General features: G+C 68.1%; 22 protein-coding genes. 20 read left to right on the top strand and 2 right to left on the bottom strand.

What is annotated here, in order from left to right:
- Positions 1-20: 20 nt before the first annotated feature.
- The gene (locus tag ACLM5J_RS10045) at positions 21-914 is read right to left on the bottom strand and encodes a siderophore-interacting protein (RefSeq protein ID WP_413656271.1); all 894 of its coding nucleotides are present in this window, start codon (positions 912-914) and stop codon (positions 21-23) included.
- An 85-nt stretch (positions 915-999) separates the two neighbouring features.
- Here ACLM5J_RS10045 and ACLM5J_RS10040 point away from each other — a divergent pair, with 85 nt between their 5' ends.
- The 15 genes from ACLM5J_RS10040 (at position 1,000) to ACLM5J_RS09970 (ending at position 12,925) form a co-directional block, all read left to right on the top strand.
- The gene (locus ACLM5J_RS10040; RefSeq protein WP_413656270.1) at positions 1,000-1,485 is read left to right on the top strand and encodes a glutathione peroxidase; all 486 of its coding nucleotides are present in this window, start codon (positions 1,000-1,002) and stop codon (positions 1,483-1,485) included.
- A gap of 160 nt (positions 1,486-1,645) precedes the next feature.
- Positions 1,646-2,128 (top strand): 30S ribosomal protein S16, encoded by a 483-nt coding sequence (gene rpsP / locus ACLM5J_RS10035; RefSeq protein WP_413656269.1) that lies wholly within the window; start codon positions 1,646-1,648, stop codon positions 2,126-2,128.
- A gap of 5 nt (positions 2,129-2,133) precedes the next feature.
- Entirely contained in the window at positions 2,134-2,376 is a 243-nt protein-coding gene (locus tag ACLM5J_RS10030) for an RNA-binding protein (protein ID WP_413656268.1), read from the top strand.
- A gap of 86 nt (positions 2,377-2,462) precedes the next feature.
- Complete coding sequence (rimM, locus tag ACLM5J_RS10025; RefSeq protein ID WP_413656267.1) at positions 2,463-3,008, top strand: ribosome maturation factor RimM; 546 nt, start codon at positions 2,463-2,465, stop codon at positions 3,006-3,008.
- Complete coding sequence (trmD, locus tag ACLM5J_RS10020) at positions 3,005-4,150, top strand: tRNA (guanosine(37)-N1)-methyltransferase TrmD (RefSeq protein WP_413656266.1); 1,146 nt, start codon at positions 3,005-3,007, stop codon at positions 4,148-4,150. The genes rimM and trmD overlap by 4 nt, the downstream gene beginning before the upstream one ends.
- 198 nt (positions 4,151-4,348) lie before the next feature.
- The gene (gene rplS / locus ACLM5J_RS10015) at positions 4,349-4,699 is read left to right on the top strand and encodes a 50S ribosomal protein L19 (protein ID WP_413656265.1); all 351 of its coding nucleotides are present in this window, start codon (positions 4,349-4,351) and stop codon (positions 4,697-4,699) included.
- A 37-nt stretch (positions 4,700-4,736) separates the two neighbouring features.
- Positions 4,737-5,561: a signal peptidase I gene (gene lepB / locus ACLM5J_RS10010; protein WP_413656264.1), complete on the top strand. Its 825-nt coding sequence runs from the start codon at positions 4,737-4,739 to the stop codon at positions 5,559-5,561.
- Positions 5,558-6,253: a ribonuclease HII gene (locus ACLM5J_RS10005; RefSeq protein WP_413656263.1), complete on the top strand. Its 696-nt coding sequence runs from the start codon at positions 5,558-5,560 to the stop codon at positions 6,251-6,253. The genes lepB and ACLM5J_RS10005 overlap by 4 nt, the downstream gene beginning before the upstream one ends.
- The gene (locus ACLM5J_RS10000; protein ID WP_413656262.1) at positions 6,250-6,558 is read left to right on the top strand and encodes a DUF2469 domain-containing protein; all 309 of its coding nucleotides are present in this window, start codon (positions 6,250-6,252) and stop codon (positions 6,556-6,558) included. The genes ACLM5J_RS10005 and ACLM5J_RS10000 overlap by 4 nt, the downstream gene beginning before the upstream one ends.
- A 132-nt stretch (positions 6,559-6,690) precedes the next feature.
- A complete protein-coding gene (locus ACLM5J_RS09995; protein WP_413656261.1) occupies positions 6,691-7,116 on the top strand; it encodes a TadE/TadG family type IV pilus assembly protein in 426 nt (141 codons plus the stop codon).
- Positions 7,113-8,768, top strand: coding sequence for a pilus assembly protein TadG-related protein (locus tag ACLM5J_RS09990; protein ID WP_413656260.1), 1,656 nt, complete (start codon positions 7,113-7,115; stop codon positions 8,766-8,768). The genes ACLM5J_RS09995 and ACLM5J_RS09990 overlap by 4 nt, the downstream gene beginning before the upstream one ends.
- Positions 8,769-8,879: 111 nt before the next feature.
- Positions 8,880-9,248 (top strand): YraN family protein, encoded by a 369-nt coding sequence (locus tag ACLM5J_RS09985; protein WP_413656259.1) that lies wholly within the window; start codon positions 8,880-8,882, stop codon positions 9,246-9,248.
- Positions 9,248-10,840 (top strand): YifB family Mg chelatase-like AAA ATPase, encoded by a 1,593-nt coding sequence (locus tag ACLM5J_RS09980; RefSeq protein WP_413656258.1) that lies wholly within the window; start codon positions 9,248-9,250, stop codon positions 10,838-10,840. The genes ACLM5J_RS09985 and ACLM5J_RS09980 overlap by 1 nt, the downstream gene beginning before the upstream one ends.
- Entirely contained in the window at positions 10,837-11,982 is a 1,146-nt protein-coding gene (gene dprA, locus ACLM5J_RS09975) for a DNA-processing protein DprA (protein WP_413656257.1), read from the top strand. Before ACLM5J_RS09980 ends, dprA begins: the two co-directional genes overlap by 4 nt.
- 10 nt (positions 11,983-11,992) lie before the next feature.
- Positions 11,993-12,925 (top strand): tyrosine recombinase XerC, encoded by a 933-nt coding sequence (locus ACLM5J_RS09970; protein ID WP_413656256.1) that lies wholly within the window; start codon positions 11,993-11,995, stop codon positions 12,923-12,925.
- On the opposite strand, the gene ACLM5J_RS09965 is transcribed toward ACLM5J_RS09970, so the two are convergent.
- Complete coding sequence (locus ACLM5J_RS09965) at positions 12,809-13,453, bottom strand: M23 family metallopeptidase (protein WP_413656255.1); 645 nt, start codon at positions 13,451-13,453, stop codon at positions 12,809-12,811. The genes ACLM5J_RS09970 and ACLM5J_RS09965 overlap by 117 nt on opposite strands.
- Before the next feature lie 407 nt (positions 13,454-13,860).
- Between ACLM5J_RS09965 and rpsB the strand changes: the two genes are divergently transcribed.
- The 5 genes from rpsB to ACLM5J_RS09940 all read left to right on the top strand — a co-directional run bounded on the left by rpsB (position 13,861) and on the right by ACLM5J_RS09940 (position 17,988).
- Complete coding sequence (gene rpsB, locus ACLM5J_RS09960; protein WP_413656254.1) at positions 13,861-14,766, top strand: 30S ribosomal protein S2; 906 nt, start codon at positions 13,861-13,863, stop codon at positions 14,764-14,766.
- Between the two features lie 38 nt (positions 14,767-14,804).
- Positions 14,805-15,617, top strand: coding sequence for a translation elongation factor Ts (gene tsf / locus ACLM5J_RS09955; RefSeq protein ID WP_413656253.1), 813 nt, complete (start codon positions 14,805-14,807; stop codon positions 15,615-15,617).
- 126 nt (positions 15,618-15,743) lie between these two features.
- Entirely contained in the window at positions 15,744-16,460 is a 717-nt protein-coding gene (pyrH, locus tag ACLM5J_RS09950; RefSeq protein ID WP_413656252.1) for a UMP kinase, read from the top strand.
- 72 nt (positions 16,461-16,532) lie between these two features.
- Entirely contained in the window at positions 16,533-17,087 is a 555-nt protein-coding gene (gene frr, locus ACLM5J_RS09945; RefSeq protein ID WP_413656438.1) for a ribosome recycling factor, read from the top strand.
- A 22-nt stretch (positions 17,088-17,109) separates the two neighbouring features.
- Positions 17,110-17,988 carry a phosphatidate cytidylyltransferase gene (locus ACLM5J_RS09940; protein WP_413656251.1) on the top strand — a complete coding sequence of 293 codons (879 nt, stop codon included), beginning with the start codon at positions 17,110-17,112 and terminating at the stop codon, positions 17,986-17,988.
- The last annotated feature ends 97 nt before the right edge of the window (positions 17,989-18,085 follow it).

Here is an 18,085-nt window from a genome sequence, read left to right as displayed (position 1 = left end):
GGTTTGCCTAACCTAACTACTCAGGCCATGGTGACGCCCTTGCGCCAGTAGCCCATGAAGGCGACCTGGCTGCGGGGCAACTCCAGGTCGCGGACGAGGTAGCGGCGCAATGTGGTGACGACGCCGCTCTCGCCGGCGATCCAGGCGTAGTGCTCGCTCGGCGCGGCCTCAGGTGCCGCGGGCACCTCCCAGAGGTTGGGGTCGACCTCGTCGTCGGTCGCGGTCAGTACGGCGCCGGTGTGGCCGAGGTGGTAGAGCACCTCGGGGACCAGGCGGGTTCCCCAGTCGGCGTCCCCGCGGGCCAGCCAGTGCACGGTGACGCCGTCCGGTCGCTCGAGGTCGAGGAAGTCCTCGGGGTGCGGAACCTCGAAGAAGGCGTGGCCTTCGGCGTCGTCGGGGAGGTCGGCCAGGATCCGGGATGCCGCGGGGACGGCGGTCTCGTCGGCGACCAGGAGGAGGGGCTGGCCCGGAGTCGGTGCGAACTCGATGCCTCCGAACTCGGCGCCGCGGCGCGGCGCGACCACGATCACCTGATCCCCGACGGCGGCCGTTGTGGCCCAGCGCCCGCCGGGGCCCGAGAGGCCAGGGGCGTCGTGGCGGACCATGTCTACGACCAGGGTGCGCTGGTCGCCGTCGCCGACCACGTCGCGGACCGAGTAGGTGCGCATGTGGCCGCGTTCCGACTCCGGCAGCGAGCGCCAGTAGGACCACAGATCGGGGCCGTCGTGGGTGGTCGGCGGCAGGCCGTCGGTGCTCGGGAAGACGATCTTGATCCGCTGGTCGAGCCAGGGGCCTGCGACGCCGAGTTCGGCGAACGACGGCCCGGTGAGCTCGACGCGGGTGTAGTTCGGGCTGAGCTGGGTGACGGCGCGCACGCTGGCGACGTCGATGATCATCTGGGGCTCGGGGGCCATGCTTCCTCCTGTGATACGAATTAGGTAAGCCTAACCAAATTTATCAGGGGTGTGCGAGCGGCGTCATGCCGCTACCCTTCGGGGCATGGCCACACTGGGCGACTTCAAGGCGACGACGATCACGGGCGAGGAGCGGGCGCTCTCCGACTATCTGGGACAGGTCGTGCTGGTGGTGAACACCGCCTCCAAGTGCGGCTTCACTCCTCAGTTCGCCGGACTGGAGAAGCTCTACGAGACCTACGCCGAGCGCGGCCTCGTCGTCCTCGGCTTCCCCTGCAACCAGTTCGCCAATCAGGAGCCCGGTGACGCAGAGGCGATCGGCGCCTTCTGTGAGCGCAACTACGGAGTCACCTTCCCGATGTTCGACAAGGTCGAGGTGAACGGTCGCGACGCACATCCGCTTTTCGCCTGGTTGCGCGAGCAGCAGGGCGGACTGTTGGGGGACCGGATCAAGTGGAACTTCACCAAGTTCCTGATCGGGCGCGATGGCCAGGTCCTGGAACGGTATGCGCCGGCGACCAAGCCCGAGAAGCTCGCTGTCGATGTCGAGCGAGCCCTCGGGGAGCGCTGAATTTCCTCGGCTCGGGCGGGTCTGGCACAATCACCCGTTGAGTTCTGTGCAGCCGGACCCTCTCACCCGGATGCTGCAGGGTCCATCGAGGCGCTCTACCCGGTCCCCACCTGGAACGAGCGGCTCACCCACACACAACGTTCAAGGAGACACCACAAACGTGGCCGTCAAGATTCGTCTCAAGCGCCTGGGCAAGATCCGGGTGCCGCAGTACCGCATCGTCGTCGTCGACTCCCGCAAGAAGCGCGACGGCAAGGTGATCGAGGAGATCGGTAAGTACCACCCCAAGGAGGACCCGTCCTTCATTGCGGTGACCTCTGACCGCGCTCAGTACTGGCTCGGTGTCGGCGCTCAGCCGTCCGAGGCTGTCGAGGCGATCCTCAAGATCACCGGTGACTGGCAGAAGTTCAAGGGTCTCCCGGGCGCCGAGGGCACGCTGCAGGTCGCAGCCCCGAAGCCCGACAAGCTCGAGGTCTTCAACCAGGCCCTCAAGGACGCCGCCAGCGAGCCCAAGGCCGCCGCGGTGACCAAGAAGAAGAAGGCTGAGAAGGAGGAGGCCGCTGAGGCCCCCGCCGCCGAGGCGCCGGCTGAGGCCGCTGCTGAGGAAGCTCCCGCTGAGGCCGCTGAGCCGAGCGAGGGCTGAGCCTGATGCTGGCTGATGCGCTGGAACACCTGGTACGTGGCGTCGTGGACCACCCCGACGACGTCTCCGTCCGTGACAAGCAGTTGCGACGGGGTTCGATCCTCGAGGTTCGGGTCCACCCTGACGACCTCGGCAAGGTGATCGGTCGGAGCGGTCGTACCGCTTCTGCCTTCCGCACCGTGGTCTCGGCACTTGCTGGCCGCGGCGGAGCGCGCGTCGACTTCGTCGACGTCGACCGCCGGCGCTGAGTCTTCGGCATTCGCCGGCAACGGGCGTGGTTCCTTCACGGGGCCACGCCCGTTGTTGCGTTCTGGAGCCACTAGGCTTGTCGTCCGTGAGTGAGATCGAGGTAGTGATCGGCCGGATCGGCAAGCCGCACGGCATTCGTGGTGAAGTCACCATCGACGTACGCAGTGACGAGCCCGACCGGCGCTTCGCGGCGGGCAACGTCCTGCGCCTGCAGCCCCCGAAGGGCTCCGCGCTCACCTTGCGTTCGGTCACCGTGGTCAGCACCCGGTGGCACCAGGGCATCATGCTGGCGAACTTCGCCGAGGCCAACGACCGGAACACCGCCGAGACGCTGCGCGGCTCGTTGCTGCACGCCACCATCCCGGCCGACGCCAGTCCGGAGGACCCGGACGAGTTCTACGACCACCAGCTCGTCGGCCTCGCCGTCTTCGACCTCGACGGCACCCAGATCGGCGTGGTCACCAGCCTGGTCCACGGCGGCGCCCAGGATCTGCTGGCGATCAAGGCGACCGATGGCCGCCCGACGCTGGTGCCGTTCGTCAAGGCGCTGGTCCCCGAGGTCGACGTGAGCGGCAACCGCGTCGTCGTCGCCGACCGCCCCGGCCTGGTCGCGCCGATGGACGACGAATGAAGATCGACCTGGTCTCGATCTTCCCCGACTACTTCGCGCCCCTGGAGCTCTCGCTCGCCGGCAAGGCCCGGGAGAAGGGCCTGATCGAGATCGGCGTCCACGACCTCCGGGGCTGGACCCACGACCGGCACAACACCACCGACGACACCCCGTACGGCGGCGGTGCCGGCATGGTGATGAAGCCCGAACCCTGGGGTGAGGCGCTCGATGAGCTGCTCACCGAGCGGAGCACCGTCATCTTCACCACCCCGAGCGGACGGTCGCTCTCGCAGGCGCTGGCGCGGGAGCTCGCCACCCGGGAGCACCTGGTCTTCGCCTGTGGGCGCTATGAGGGGATCGATCAGCGCGTCATCGACGACACCGGGCAGCGTGCCGAGGTGCTCGAGGTGTCGATCGGCGACTACGTCCTCAACGGCGGCGAGGTCGCGGCGCTGGCGATCGCCGAAGCCACCATCCGGCTGCTGCCGGGATTCATGGGCAACCCCGACTCGCTGGTTGAGGAGTCGCACGAGGATGGTCTGCTGGAGTACCCGGTCTACACGAAGCCGGCCCAGTGGCGCGGCCACGAGGTCCCGCCGATCCTGCTCTCGGGCAACCACGCGGCGATCGCGACCTGGCGCCACGAGCAGGCCGAGCGGCGCACCGCCGAGCGGCGTCCCGACCTCTTGCCGGCCTCCGCGCTTACCGATGAGCTCCACCTGGTGCCCGCCGTACGGGCGGACGCCGCGGAACTCCTGACCCTGCAGCGGGCCTGTTGGGTGCAGGAGGCGATCGCCAACGACCGTCTCGACATTCCGGCGCTGCACGAGTCGCTGGACGACGTCACCGCCTGGCTGGGGGAGTGGCGGACCTGGGTGGCTCGGGCCGACAGGCGACTGGTGGCTGCGGTGCGCGCTCGGCTCGACGGCGAGGTCTGGGACATCGGTCGGATCATGGTCGCCGCGGACCTCCAGGGTCGTGGGCTCGGGCGTCAGGTGTTGGAGTTCGCGCAGGCCGCAGCCCCCGCCGAGGCTCGTGAGTTCCGGCTGTTCACCGGCACGGAGAGCGCCCGGAACCTGAAGCTCTACCGCAAGGCCGGCTATCGCAAGGTCGGTGCGCTGCCCGGTGACGACGGCACGGTGGTCCTGACCAGGCGTCGCTGATTTCGGCCGCCACCGGCCGGTATGGCAAACTTCTCCTTTGGTCCAGTCGGTCGACCTTGCCCGGAACTCATCGTGCCGGGAAGCGGCTCGTACACCTGCCACAGGGGGTGCACGCAGTGCCGACCAGCTGTTGCTGGGCCATCCGAATCAGCTTCACCGATTCCGCGGTTTGACCTGTGGCTTCCGCGAGGAGAGATCATGACCAACGTCATCGACCAGCTCAACAACGCGATCAAGCGCGACGACGTCCCGGAGTTCCGCGCCGGTGACACCGTCAAGGTTCACGTCAAGGTCATCGAAGGCTCGCGTTCGCGTGTCCAGGTGTTCCAGGGCGTGGTGATCCGCGTGCACGGTTCCGGCATCGGCCGTACCTTCACCGTGCGCAAGGTCTCCTTCGGCGTCGGCGTGGAGCGGACCTTCCCGCTGCACTCCCCGATCTTCGAGAAGATCGAGATCGTGACCCGCGGTGACGTGCGTCGCGCCAAGCTGTACTACCTGCGCAACCTGCGCGGCAAGGCAGCCAAGATCAAGGAGCGTCGCGAGGCCTGAGTGCCACGCCGACCAGTCTCTGGTTAGGCTCTGCCGCGTGACTTCAAACGACCGCGACGATCTCCCCGAATCGGGCGAGGCCCCAGGCCTCGAATCCGCTGAGCAGGAGGCGTCGCGGTCGTTGCCGTCTCCGGCGAAGAACGGTGCGGTGAAGAAGCCCAAGAAGAAGGCGCTCCCGGTCTGGCTGGAGTCGATCCTGCTCCTGGTCCTGGCCCTAGTGCTGGCCGTGGTGATCAAGGCCTTCTTCGTGCAGGCCTTCTACATCCCCTCGGAGTCGATGGAGCCCGGCCTGGTTGAGAACGACCGGATCCTGGTGCAGAAGATCTCCTACTGGGGCGATGGTTCGCCCGAGCGCGGTGACGTCGTGGTCTTCAAGGACCCGGACAACTGGCTCGCCTTCACCGAGGAGCCCGGTCCCACCAACCTCTTCTCCAAGGGGTTGGCCAAGGTCGGTCTCTATCCGACCGGCGGTCACCTGGTGAAGCGGGTGATCGGCGTCCCCGGTGACACGGTCGAGTGCTGCGACTCCGAGGGCCGACTCTCGATCAACGGATACCCGCTCGATGAGAGCGAGTACATCGCGAAGAGCGATGGCTGCGCGGCCCCGATGCTGCAGTGCAAGATGCGTCCCACCAAGATCCCCGACGGCTACCTGCTGGTGATGGGGGACAACCGTGAGCACAGCGCGGACTCCACCGCGCACATGTGCCGCAACCCGAAGGCGGAGCAGTGCCCGCCGACCCGGGGGCTGGTGCCGATCGACAACGTCGTCGGCAAGGTCTGGGCGTTGATCTGGCCCGCCAACCGGTTCGACAAGCTCAGCCGCCCCGACGTCTTCAAGGATGTGCCGGACCCGAAGTGAAGCCCACGCTGAGGTTTGAGCGGAGCCTGCTACGCGAGGGGCGGACCCACCTCGCGTGCCTGGACGAGGTGGGCCGGGGCGCGTTGAGTGGCCCGGTGTCGATCGGCGCTGTGCTGATCAGCCTGGAGACCAGGACCGCGCCCCAGGGCGTTCGCGACAGCAAGTTGCTGACGCCGGCCGCCCGGCTTCGGCTGGTGCCCCGGATCCAACGCTGGGCGTTGGCCTACGGCGTCGGTCATGCCAGCTCCGATGAGATCGACGAGTTCGGAATCATGGCGGCGCTACGCCTCGCCGGTCATCGCGCCTTGGGGATGCTGGGCACGGTGCCGGATCTGGTCCTGCTCGACGGAAACCACGACTACCTGACGCCGCCCGAGCAGCTCAGCCTGCTGCCGGAGCCCGGCGCTGCCGCCGAGATGCCGCCGGTGCTCACCCGGATCAAGGCCGACATGCGCTGCGCAGCCGTCGCAGCGGCCAGTATCTTGGCCAAGACCGAGCGCGATGCGTTGATGGTCGGCCTCGACGCCGTCTACCCGGGATACGGCTGGGCGGAGAACAAGGGCTACTCGGCGCCGGAGCATCTGAGCGCGCTAGCGCAACGCGGCCCGTGTCGCGAACACCGGGTCTCCTGGCGGTTGCCTGGGGTGGACCTAGACTCTCGTCTGACCGCTGCTGTGAAGGAGGCTCCGTGAGCACTGAGGATCTCGAGAAGTATGAAGCCGAGATGGAGCTCAACCTCTATCGCGAGTACCGCGATGTGGTCTCGATCTTCAAGTACGTGGTGGAGACCGATCGCCGGTTCTACCTGTGCAACCAGGTGGACGTGAAGGCCCGTACCGAGCAGGGCGACGTCTTCTTCGAGGTGTCGATGAGCGACGCCTGGGTGTGGGACATGTACCGACCCGCGCGGTTCGCCAAGAACGTCAAGGTGCTCACCTTCAAGGACGTCAACGTCGAAGAGTTGGCACCTTCGGACATCGAGCCGCCGAAGTCCTGAACCGGGCCCGTCCCGGTGGTCTAGACCGACTTTGGTCCTAGTCGTTCGAAACTAGGACAGTTCGGGCGCGCGGAACCTATCCTGACGTCGGCGCTCCGGTGGGGCGTCAGACGTTGACTTGGGGTGGGGTGGATGGTTCGCGCGCGCATTCGCCGTCGGGAAGAGGACGGCGCCTCGGCGGTCGAGTTCGCACTGCTGGTGATTCCGCTGTGTCTGCTGCTGTTCGGGATCATCACTTACGCCTACATGTTCAGCGTGCGCCAGGCGCTGACTCAGGCCGCCGCTGAGGGTGCGCGTGCTGCCGCGGTCGCCAAGACCGATCCCAACGCCGCCGCGATCGCCGCCGTGAACCGCGCGGTGAGCGGCACCGGCAACCTCTCCTGCAACACCAACGGCCTGACCTGCACCTCTGCCGTCGCCCCGTGCGGCTCGGCCGCAGCGCAGTGCGCGACCGTGACCGTGCGGCTCGACTACGGCGCCTTCGACCCGTTCGACATCCCGTTGATCCCGATGCCGAACACCCTCTCGTTCACCTCCAGCGCAGAGATCAACCCGTGATCGCCGGCAAGCCCCGCGACGAACGCGGCGCCGTAGCGCCGATGGTCGCGATCCTGGTCGTGATCCTGGTCGGCCTGGCCAGCTTCGCGGTCGACATCGGCTATCAGCGGGTCGCCGCGCGGGACATGCAGGCGGTGGCGGACGTCGTCGCTTTCGACATGGCGCGCGGACTCGACGGTCGTTCCACCTCGGCGTTGGTCGGCTCCAACTGGGACTCGCGCCTCACCAACTCCCTGAACCGCAACCGCGACAGCGTGGGGGAGGTGCTCACGCCGGTCTCCTGCGCGGCGAGCACCACGACGCTCAACGAGGCGCAGATCTGCGCGACCCCCGGCGTCTACGACCGGGTTACCGGGACGTTCAGCGACAGCAACGGCTCCGCCGCCACCCACGTCCGGGTGATCACCCGGACCCGGGTGGACCGCTTCTTCCCGATCTACGACGAGTCCGGTTGGGTCACCAAGACCGCCTATGCCGAGGCGCAGAAGAAGGTCTGTATCCAGCTCGGCTCCTACGCGGCTCGGCTCAAGGCCGGCCAGTCGCCGCTGCTCGGACCGCTTCTGGGCGCCCTCGACACCGACCTGAACCTCGGCGTCGGCGACTACAACGCCTTGGCCGCGGTCAATCTCGACCTGCTCAACCTGGTCGACGTCAACACCAGTGCAGGCACCATCGGTGAGCTGATCGATGGCAACAAGCTGCTCGGCCTCGCCGACTTCTATCTGGCCACCGCGACCGCGCTGCAGAAGCAGGCGGGCAACACCGCCGCCGTCGGCCTGCTGCAGGCGCTGGCCCTGAAGGTCCCCAACCTGAAGATTCCGGTGGGTGAGCTGCTCGACGTCGGCACCGGCGGTTCGTCGGGCCTCGCCGCGGCGCTGAACCTGCTCGACCTGGTCAGCACCGCCGCCTTCGTGGCGAACGGCGACAACGCGGTGAGCATCCCGCAGCTCAACGTGAACCTCGGCCCGCTGGCGAAGGTCCAGGCGAAGGCGCACATTACCGAGCCGCTGCGCCCCGCCTGCAACGACGGCATCGCGAAGACCTCGCAGGTCGGGGTCACTCTCGATGCGACGGCGTTGGACTTCTCGTTCACCCCGCTCGGTGTGCTCGACCCGCTGGGCCTGACCAAGATCGAGACCAAGGTCGCGCTGCACGGCGAGGTCAACGTGGGCGCTGCGAAGGGCACGATCACGAACGCCAAGTGCCGGCCGAACAAGTCGGTCACGGTCAAGGTCAGCGACGGACTGGCGACGGTCAACCTCTCGGTGGAGATCAAGGCGAAGTTCGGTCTGCTCGGAGTGATCGAGGGCCCGATCACCGTGACCGGGACCGCGCCGACCAACGGTGAGGTCACCAAGGTGATCATCAACGACGGCGACTACGACATCGCGCTGCCGGTCGGTAACGGGAACATCGGACTGCCGGTGCTGCACGTCAACACCAGCCAGCTCAAGGTGCTCAACCTGCCGATCGGTGCGCTGCTCAGCTGGGTGCTCAATCCGGTGCTCGACCTGCTGATCAACCCGCTGCTGCAGGGTCTCGACAAGTTTGTGATCAGCCCGTTGCTGCAGACCCTCGGCCTCCAGGTCAGCGGTGCCGACGTCTTCGTCCTGCGCGAGCCCAACTGCGGTACCCCGGCACTGCGCGGCTGACCCGCTTCTGCTCCACAGCTTCGGTCCGCACCAGGTCTCCCCAGGCAACCTGACGCCGGGCCTGCCGCGACTCTGTCTCGGTGAGCCTTGGCCTCCTAGGAGGTCATCGAGATGGCGAGAAGAAGTTCGGCGACGAAGGCACTCGGCGCCTACGGAGAGGCGTTGGCGGCGCGGCACCTGGTCGCCGCGGGGATGGTTCTGCTCGACCACAACTGGAGCTGCGAGTTGGGGGAGCTGGACCTGATCCTCCGTGACGGCGACGTGCTGGTCTTCTGCGAGGTCAAGACCCGCCGCAGCACCAGTCACGGTTCGCCGTTGGAGGCGGTCCACGCGCAGAAGGCTGCCCGGATGCGTCGGTTGGCCGCCCGGTGGATCGCGGCCCATGACGTCCATGCCGCCGACGTGCGACTCGACCTGGTCGGGGTCCTCGCCCCATATCGTGGCGCCGCGCAGATCGAGCACGTGGCAGGGGTGGGCTGATGCCGATCGCCACCGCGTACACGGTTGCCCTCCAGGGCGCTGTCGGCCATCTGGTCGACGTCCAGGTCGATGTCTCCCAGGGCGTCGTGGCCACCACGCTGGTGGGCCGTGCGGACGCATCGATCGCCGAAGGCCGCGACCGCTGCCGGACCGCACTGGGCAACAGCGGCTTCGAGTGGCCGAGTACCCGACGGCTGACGATCCTGCTCTCGCCGGCCGATCTGCCCAAGCGGGGTTCGCATTTCGATCTGGCGATCGCCGTCGGTGTGGTCTTCGCAGCCGACAAGCGGCTCGAGCGCATCGCCTTGGACGACTCGGTCTTCATCGGTGAACTGACCCTCGACGGGCAGGTGCGCCCGGTTCCCGGCGTCCTGGCGATGGCGATGGCGGCGGCAGCCCACGGGCGTGGCCGGGTCTTCGTGCCGGAGGCCCAGTTGGCGGAGGCGGCGATGGTGCCGAACCTGAGCGTGATCGGTGTCCGCTCGCTGGCACAGGCCGTCGCCGTCCTCGCAGGTTGGGAGGTGCCGGAGGCCGCGCCGGTCCCGTTGCCTGCCCGCGCCAACCTGCTGCACTGGCGAGGCGAGGACCGGATGGTCGAGCTGGATCTTGCTGACCTGCACGGCCTGGAGGATGAGAAGTACGCCCTCGAGGTGGCCGCTGCTGGTGGGCACCACCTGCTCCTCTCCGGACCCAAGGGGGCGGGCAAGACATCGCTCGCGGAACGGCTGCCGGGATTGCTCCCCGACCTGGAGATCGACCAGGCCCTTGAGTTGACGGCGGTGCTGTCGTTGGGCGACGCCCTCGACGTCTCGGCTGGTCTGGTGCGGCGACCGCCCTTCTCCGCGCCCCACCACAGTGCGAGTCGGGCCAGTCTTCTCGGTGGCGGTTCGGGCCGGGTCCGGCCGGGCACCCTGAGTCGCTGCCACGGCGGGGTGGTGATGCTCGACGAGTTCCCGTTCTTCAACGCCGACATACTGGAGGCGCTGCGCCAGCCGCTGGAGTCGGGGGAGATCACCCTCGCTCGTGGGGAGGAGAGCGCCACGTTCCCGGCAGGCTGCATGTTCGTGCTGGCCTGCAATCCCTGCCCGTGCGGGAACTACACCGCACATCCGGGGCACTCGCGGTGTGACTGCGAGGAAGCGGCGCGACGACGCTACCGGCGCAAGCTCTCAGGGCCGTTGATCGACCGTCTCGACATCGTCCGCGAAGTGATGCCGGCTGCCGTGGGTGCCGCGCCGGTCGGCTACCGGACGGCGGAGCGGAGTGCGACGGTACGAGCACGGGTGACGGCGGCCAGGGAGCGTCAGACAGCACGGTTCCGCGGCCGGGGGTGGCGGGTCAATGCGCAGGCGCCGGGGCCGCTGCTCACCGCCGAGTGGCCGCTCACAGCGGCCGGAAGCATGCTCGTTGAACGCGCTGTGGGCTCCGGTCTGCTGACCCAACGCGGCAGGGTGCGGGTGCATCGATTGGCCTGGAGCGTCGCAGACCTGGCCGGGGCCGAGGTGCCCGATGTCGACCAGGTGGCGGTCGCGATCGCGCTGCGCACCGGTGAGCCGCTCCCGGCATCGGTGCTGGCCGGTGCTGGCCGATGAGTGCGACGAACGAGGAGGAGCGGTTGATCCGGGTCGCGCTGAGCCTGATGGCTGAGCCCGGAGACCCCAAGCTCTGTGAGCTTGCCGCCGAGTTGGGGCCTGAACAGCTCTATCGCCGCCTTGCCGATCCCGCGACCGACGAGCCGCGCGCGGTGGACGTCGCGACCCGGCTGAGCACCAGCGATCCCGGCCGCGCCCTCGAGCAGGCCCAGCGCCGGGGCATCCGCTTCGTGATGCCCGGTGACACCGAGTGGCCGAGCGGGGTCGAGGACCTGGCCCATGCCGGAGTGCTGAGCGATCGCGGGGGAGTACCGCTCGGCCTCTGGGCCCGAGGACCCGTGCCGCTCCACGAACTGGGTGTCTCGGCCGCGGTGGTCGGCGCCCGGTCCGCGACCAGCTACGGCACGACGTCGGCCGCGCGGATCGCGGCCGACCTGGCCCGTGCGGGCGCTGCGGTCGTCTCGGGTGCGGCCTTCGGGATCGACGAGGCAGGGCACCGGGGCGCGCTCTCGGTCGGCGGGATCACGGTCGCGGTGCTGGCCTGTGGCGTGGACCGGGTCTACCCGGCCGCGCACCGCCAGCTGCTGAACCACCTCGCGGATCATGGCGCGGTGATCTCGGAGGCCGCGCCGGGATGGGCGCCGATGCGGGTCCGGTTCCTCGCGCGCAACCGGATCATCGCGGCGCTGGCCCGGGGCACCCTGGTGGTTGAGGCGGCGACCCGGAGCGGGGCGTTGAACACCGCCCGTTGGGCGACCCAGCTCAACCGCCCGACGATGGCGGTTCCCGGCTCCGTCACCAGTGCGAGCTCCGAGGGGTGTCATCGGTTGATCCGCGACGGAGGTGCCTGCCTGGTGACCGGCGCTGACGACGTCCTGGAACTGATCTCCGACTCCGGGCGGCTCCCGCCGCAGCCCGAGCCGGAGCCCTCGCGGCCTCGCGACCGGTTGTCGCTGCGCGAGCGCCAGGTGCTGGACGCCGTCCCGGCGGCGCGAACGGCTCGCGCCGAGTCGATCGCCCGCACCGCTGGGATCGGGCTGAGCGAGGTCGTGCACCTGCTCGGGCGGCTCCAGGAACAGGGCTTCGTCGATGGTCTCGACGGCCGGTGGTGCCTCAGCCGATGGGCGCGCCGGGTGCCGTAGTGTCGAACGCGTGTCCGACGACGAGCTTCCCGAGGCGTTCGCCGAGGTGCTCGCTGCCTATGAGCGGCACCTGGTCTCCGAACGCGACCTCGCGCCGCACACCGTGCGCGCCTACGTAGGCGACCTGGTCTCCCTGCTCGACCATGCTGCGCGGTTCGGGATCGAGGAGATCGACGCCCTCGATCTGACGGTGCTGCGGAGTTGGTTGGCGAAGCAGAAGAGCCTGGGCAAGGCCCGGACGACGATGGCGCGCCGGGCGACCGCGGCCCGGGTCTTCACCGCCTGGCTCAACCGGACCGGGCGGCTGGCCGGCGACCCCGGTGCCGCGCTGCTCTCGCCGAAGATGCCCAAGACCCTGCCGCCGGTGCTCCGGGCGGAAGAGGCACGAGCCCTCCTCGAGACCGAAGCGAGTGAGGGCGACGACGGCCCTCCCGGGCCGGTGGCGCTACGCGACCGCGCGATGTTGGAACTGCTCTATGCCACCGGGATGCGGGTCGGTGAACTCTGCGGGCTCGACGTCGACGACCTCGACTTCGACCGGCATGTGGTCCGGGTCTTCGGCAAGGGCCGCAAGGAACGGACCATTCCGTTCGGGGTGCCGGCCGCCGACGCGTTGGAGTCGTGGCTCGGGCGAGGCCGGGGCGGGCTCTTCGTCGAGGGCTCGGGCGCGGCCCTCTTCTTGGGGGTCCGGGGCCGGCGGATCGATCAACGCGCCGTCCGTTCTCTGGTCCACCGGCGGATGTCGGAGGTACCGGGAGCACCGGACATCGGCCCGCACGGACTCCGCCACTCGGCGGCCACCCACCTCCTGGAGGGCGGCGCCGACCTACGGAGTGTCCAAGAGACCCTCGGTCATGCCTCGCTGGCCACCACCCAGCTGTACACCCACATCTCCAACGAACGGTTGCGGGCCGCCTACCAACAGGCTCATCCACGCGCCTGAGAAGGGCAGCAGTCGGATCGGCGGGTGGTTCAGGAGACCGAGCGGGTCGAGGTAGACGTCGTCGGAGCGGATCAGCCCCCAGTGCAGGCAGGCTGTGGGATGGCAGTGTGAGCCGAGGAGTTCGAGGCGTCCGATCACGGTGCCCGCCACCACCTGCGCACCACGGGCCAAGGTCGCTGTCACCGGTTCGTAGGTGGTGCGGGTGGCGCCGTGGTCGACGACCACGACTCCGCGACCTGCGATCCGCCCGATGAACGAGACCCGACCGGCGAGCGCAGCGTGTACCGGGCGCCCGGCGGTTCCGCGGAGGTCGACGCCCCGATGGCCGCTGGCCCACGGGGCGGCCGGCGGGGAGAAGCCGGCCGCCACCGTGGGCTGCGGGCTCAGCGGCCAGACCGCCGAACCTTGACCGCCTGGCTCCTCGTCGCCTGCCGCCGCGCGCCCGGGTGCTCGGTCGAAGGGGAGGATCAACGTGAGCAGCAGCGCGATCAGCAGGGTGAGAGGGGCCCGATGGGGAGTGGCGGTCATAGGGCGATCCTGGGAGCGCCGCGATGGCGCCACCAGTGCCTGGCGGGTAGCTGTGGCTCCCGGACCGTCCAGCACCTCTGTGGAGTAGGAACGGGCCGGTCACTTCGATTCGCACCGATCCGGCCCCGCGGCATAGACTGATCGCTGGCAACCCCCCTGTGGGTTGACTTCGCACGTCTGCTTGCCGCGGCGAGCTCCGCAAGGAGCCCGAACCACCGCGGGCGTCGAGCCTCAGTTCCGTGTCCGAAATGGGCGCAGATCGGCTCGCGCGCGGGCGTCAGGGTGACCGGCACCTGCCGGTCGCAGCAACTGAAAACACCAGCCGCCGTCAAGCCCGGCCACCTCCCGCTCGCGGGTCAAGGTGACCCCAGGGGTGAACCGGCGGCGAAACCAGGAAGAAGAACCTCATGGCAGTCGTGACCATGCGCCAGCTCCTCGAGAGCGGCGTCCACTTCGGACACCAGACCCGTCGCTGGAACCCGAAGATGAAGCGCTTCATCATGACCGAGCGCAACGGCATCTACATCATCGACCTGCAGCAGTCGCTCTCCTACATCGACCGCAGCTACGCCTTCATCAAGGAGACCGTGGCCAAGGGCGGCACGATCATGTTCGTGGGCACCAAGAAGCAGGCCCAGGAAGCGATCGCCGAGCAGGCCACCCGCGTCGGTATGCCCTACGTCAACCAGCGTTGGCTCGGCGGCATGCTCACCAACTTCTCCACCGTGAGCCAGCGGATCACCCGCCTCAAGGAGCTCGACGAGGTCGACTTCGAGACCGTCGCCGGTTCGGGTCGCACCAAGAAGGAACTCCTGCAGATGAAGCGGGAGCGCGACAAGCTCGACAAGACCCTCGGTGGTATCCGCGGCATGGGTCGCACCCCGTCGGCCGTGTGGATCGTCGACACCAACAAGGAGCACCTCGCCGTCGAGGAGGCCCGCAAGCTTCGGATCCCGATCATCGCGATCCTGGACTCCAACTGCGACCCCGACGTCGTCGACTTCCCGATCCCGGGTAACGACGACGCGATCCGCGCCGTCGGTCTGCTGACCCGCGTCGTGGCCGACGCCGTCGCCGAGGGCCTGATCGCCCGCAGCGGTGCCAAGTCGGACGCCCCGGCCGAGCCGCTGGCTGAGTGGGAGCGCGAGCTTCTCGAGGGCAACGCTGCTGAGGCTCCGGCCGAGGCTGCCGCTCCGGCCGAGGCTGCCGCTCCGGCCGAGGCTGCCGCTGAGGCTCCGGTTGAGGCTGCCGCTGAGGCTGCCGCTGAGGCTCCGGTTGAGGCCGCTGCTGAGGCTCCGGCCGAGCAGGCCTGAACCTCTCACTGACCACACCTGTCTAGGAAGAAGAACTTATGTCTAACTTCTCCGCTGCCGACGTCAAGAGGCTCCGCGAGCTCACCCAGGCCGGCATGATGGACTGCAAGAAGGCGCTGACCGAGACGGACGGCGACTTCGACAAGGCTGTTGAGCTGCTCCGCGTCAAGGGTGCCGCCAAGGCTGCTGCCCGTGCCGCTGAGCGCGACGCCTCGGCCGGCCTGGTCGCCACCGCTGGTGGTGCCCTGGTCGAGATCAAGTCCGAGACCGACTTCGTCGCCAAGAACGAGACCTTCATCGAGGCCGCCCAGAAGATCGCCGAGGCGATCAACGAGGGCAAGGCCACCACCACCGAGGCTGCCAAGGCGCTCCCGCTCGACGGCAAGACCGTCGGCGAGGTCGTCGAGGACCTGGCCATCACCATCGGTGAGAAGATCGAGCTCGGTGAGGTCGCCTACTTCGACGGCGGCACCACCACCTACATGCACAAGCGTGCGGCTGACCTGCCGCCCGCCGTCGGCGTGCTGGTCGAGTTCGAGGGTGACGAGGAAGCTGCTCGCGCTGCCGCGATGCAGGTTGCTGCCATGAAGGCGCAGTACCTCAGCCGTGAGGACGTTCCGGCCGACATCGTCGCCGCCGAGCGCGTCGTCCTCGAGAAGAAGACGCTGGAAGAGGGCAAGCCCGCTGCGGCCGTCGAGAAGATCGTGGAGGGTCGCCTCGGTGGCTTCTTCCGCGAGATCGTTCTCCTCGAGCAGGACTCGGTCACCGACTCGAAGAAGTCCGTCAAGGCGGTTCTCGACGAGGCCGGCACCACCATCAAGCGATTCGCTCGCTTCGAGGTTGGCGCCTGACCCACTCTGTGACGGGAATCCCGTAACAGCTCCGTGAGGGCCGGTACGACTGATGTCGTGCCGGCCCTTACGTGTAAGTTGCCTCCTGGTAAATAGCACGCGTGCGTAGGCACTGAAGGGACATGCATGACGTCGTACAAGCGAGTTCTGCTCAAGCTCTCCGGCGAAGTATTCGGCGGAGGCAAGGTCGGGGTCGACCCCGACGTAGTGCAGAAGGTGGCCCGGGAGATCGCAGCCGTAGCCGAGGCCGGCGTGCAGATCGCTGTCGTCACCGGTGGCGGCAACTTCTTCCGAGGTGCTGAGCTCCAGCAGCGCGGCATGGACCGGGTCCGTGCCGACTACATGGGCATGCTCGGCATCGTGATGAACTGCCTGGCGCTGCAGGACTTCTTGGAGAAGCTCGGCGTCGAGACCCGGGTCCAGACCGCGATCACCATGGGGCAGGTCGCCGAGTCCTACATCCCGCGCCGGGCGATCCGGCACATGGAGAAGGGCCGCGTCGTGATCTTCGGTGCCGGCATGGGCATGCCCTTCTTCTCCACCGACACCGTCGCCGTCCAGCGCGCGCTGGAGAGCAAGTGCGACGTGGTGCTGGTCGCCAAGAGCGGCGTCGACGGGGTCTACACCGCAGACCCGCACCTGGACCCGACGGCGGTCAAGCTCGACCACGTGACGTACGAGGACGCGATCGGCCAGGGTCTGCGGATCATGGACCAGACCGCCTTCGCGCTCTGCGGCGAGAACAAGCTTCCGATGATCGTCTTCGGCATGGAGCCTGAGGGCAACATCCTGCGGGTCGTGCAGGGTGAGAAGATTGGCACGCTCGTCAGCGCTGAGAGCTGAGCGCAGCGCACCCGCACCACCGCAGCACAACCACCGACGGCCCGGATCCGGGCATAACGAGGAGAAACCGTGATCAACCAGGTTCTGTCTGAAGCCGACGCCAAGATGGGCAAGTCGGTCGAGGCGACCCGCGAGGAGTTCGTGGCGATCCGTGCGGGACGCGCGCACCCCAGCATGTTCAACAAGATCAGCGCCGAGTACTACGGTTCGCAGACGCCGCTCAACCAGCTGGCCTCGTTCACCTCGCCCGAGCCGCGGGTGATCATCATCGCTCCGTTCGACGTCTCCGCGATGGCTGCGATCGAGCGCGCCATCCGGGACAGCGACCTGGGTGTCAATCCGGCCAACGACGGCAAGGTGCTGCGCTGCAACTTCCCCGAGCTGACCGAGGAGCGCCGCAAGGAGTTCATCAAGGTCGCCAAGGGCAAGGCTGAGGACGGTCGCGTCTCGGTCCGCAACGTGCGCCGTACCGCCAAGCAGAACCTCGAGAAGCTGGAGAAGGACGGCGAGATCGGCAAGGACGACCTGGCCGGTGCCGAGAAGCGCCTCGACGGCTTCACCAAGAAGCACACCGACGCTATCGACGAGATGCTGAAGAACAAGGAAGCCGAGCTGCTGGAGGTCTGACCGACCACCGCACTCGACTGAGATGACGACCTCGTCCGCCATCCCGCCGGCCGCGCCCAAGAAGGACCACGGGCGCGCCGGGCGCAACCTTCCCGCCGCCATCGGTTCTGCGGTGGTGCTGCTCTCGGCGATCGCCGCCTCGTTGTGGTTCTACAAGACCGCCTTCATGGTGATCGTTGCGATCGCCGTGGTGGTGGCGCTGTGGGAGCTCGGTCGTGGCTTGTCCGCCAAGGGCATCGACCTTCCCGAACAGCCGCTGATGGTCGGCGGTGTGGTGATGGTGGTCGTCGCCTACTTCTGGGGTGCACCCGCGTTGGTGACCGCGACCGCGGTCACCGCGCTGGCAGTGATGTTGTGGCTGCTGCGTCGCGGCGTCGACGGGTACGTTCAGAACGCCTCGGCGGCCGTCTTCACGCTGATCTACGTGCCGTTCCTCGGCTCATTCGTCGCGCTGATGCTGGCCGAGGGCGGGGCTACCGACTTCGATCGGTGGGACGCCGGCGTCAAGGGCATCGTGGTCTTCATCGGTGTCACCATCGCCAGCGACATCGGCGGGTACATCGCGGGCGTGCTCTTCGGTAAGCACCCGATGGCTCCGGTGATCTCGCCGAAGAAGTCCTGGGAGGGTTTTGCCGGCTCGGCGCTCTCCTGTGTCCTGGCCGGTTGGGCGCTCGTCGTCTACCTCCTCGACGGCGACTGGTGGGTCGGCGTCCTGCTCGGCCTGATCGCGGTCGTGATGGCCACCCTGGGCGACCTCTGCGAGTCCGTGATGAAGCGTGACCTCGGGATCAAGGACATGAGCCAGATCATCCCGGGCCACGGTGGCCTGATGGACCGCCTGGACTCCCTGCTCGCCACGATCGCCCCGATCTGGCTGTTGCTGCACTACCTCGTCTTCTAGTCACCCTCGCGATAGTCCCTGACGTTTCGCCCCTAAATTCGGCGGCGGGTTCAGGTGGTGGAAGCAACGTTGTTGTCTGCTGGCGGGTTGCTCAGCA

The organism is Nocardioides sp. Bht2 (genome assembly GCF_047308515.1).
Lineage (GTDB): Bacteria > Actinomycetota > Actinomycetes > Propionibacteriales > Nocardioidaceae > Nocardioides.
The sequence above is the reverse complement of the archived record's forward strand: the minus strand, read 5'-3'. Positions and strand labels throughout refer to the sequence as shown.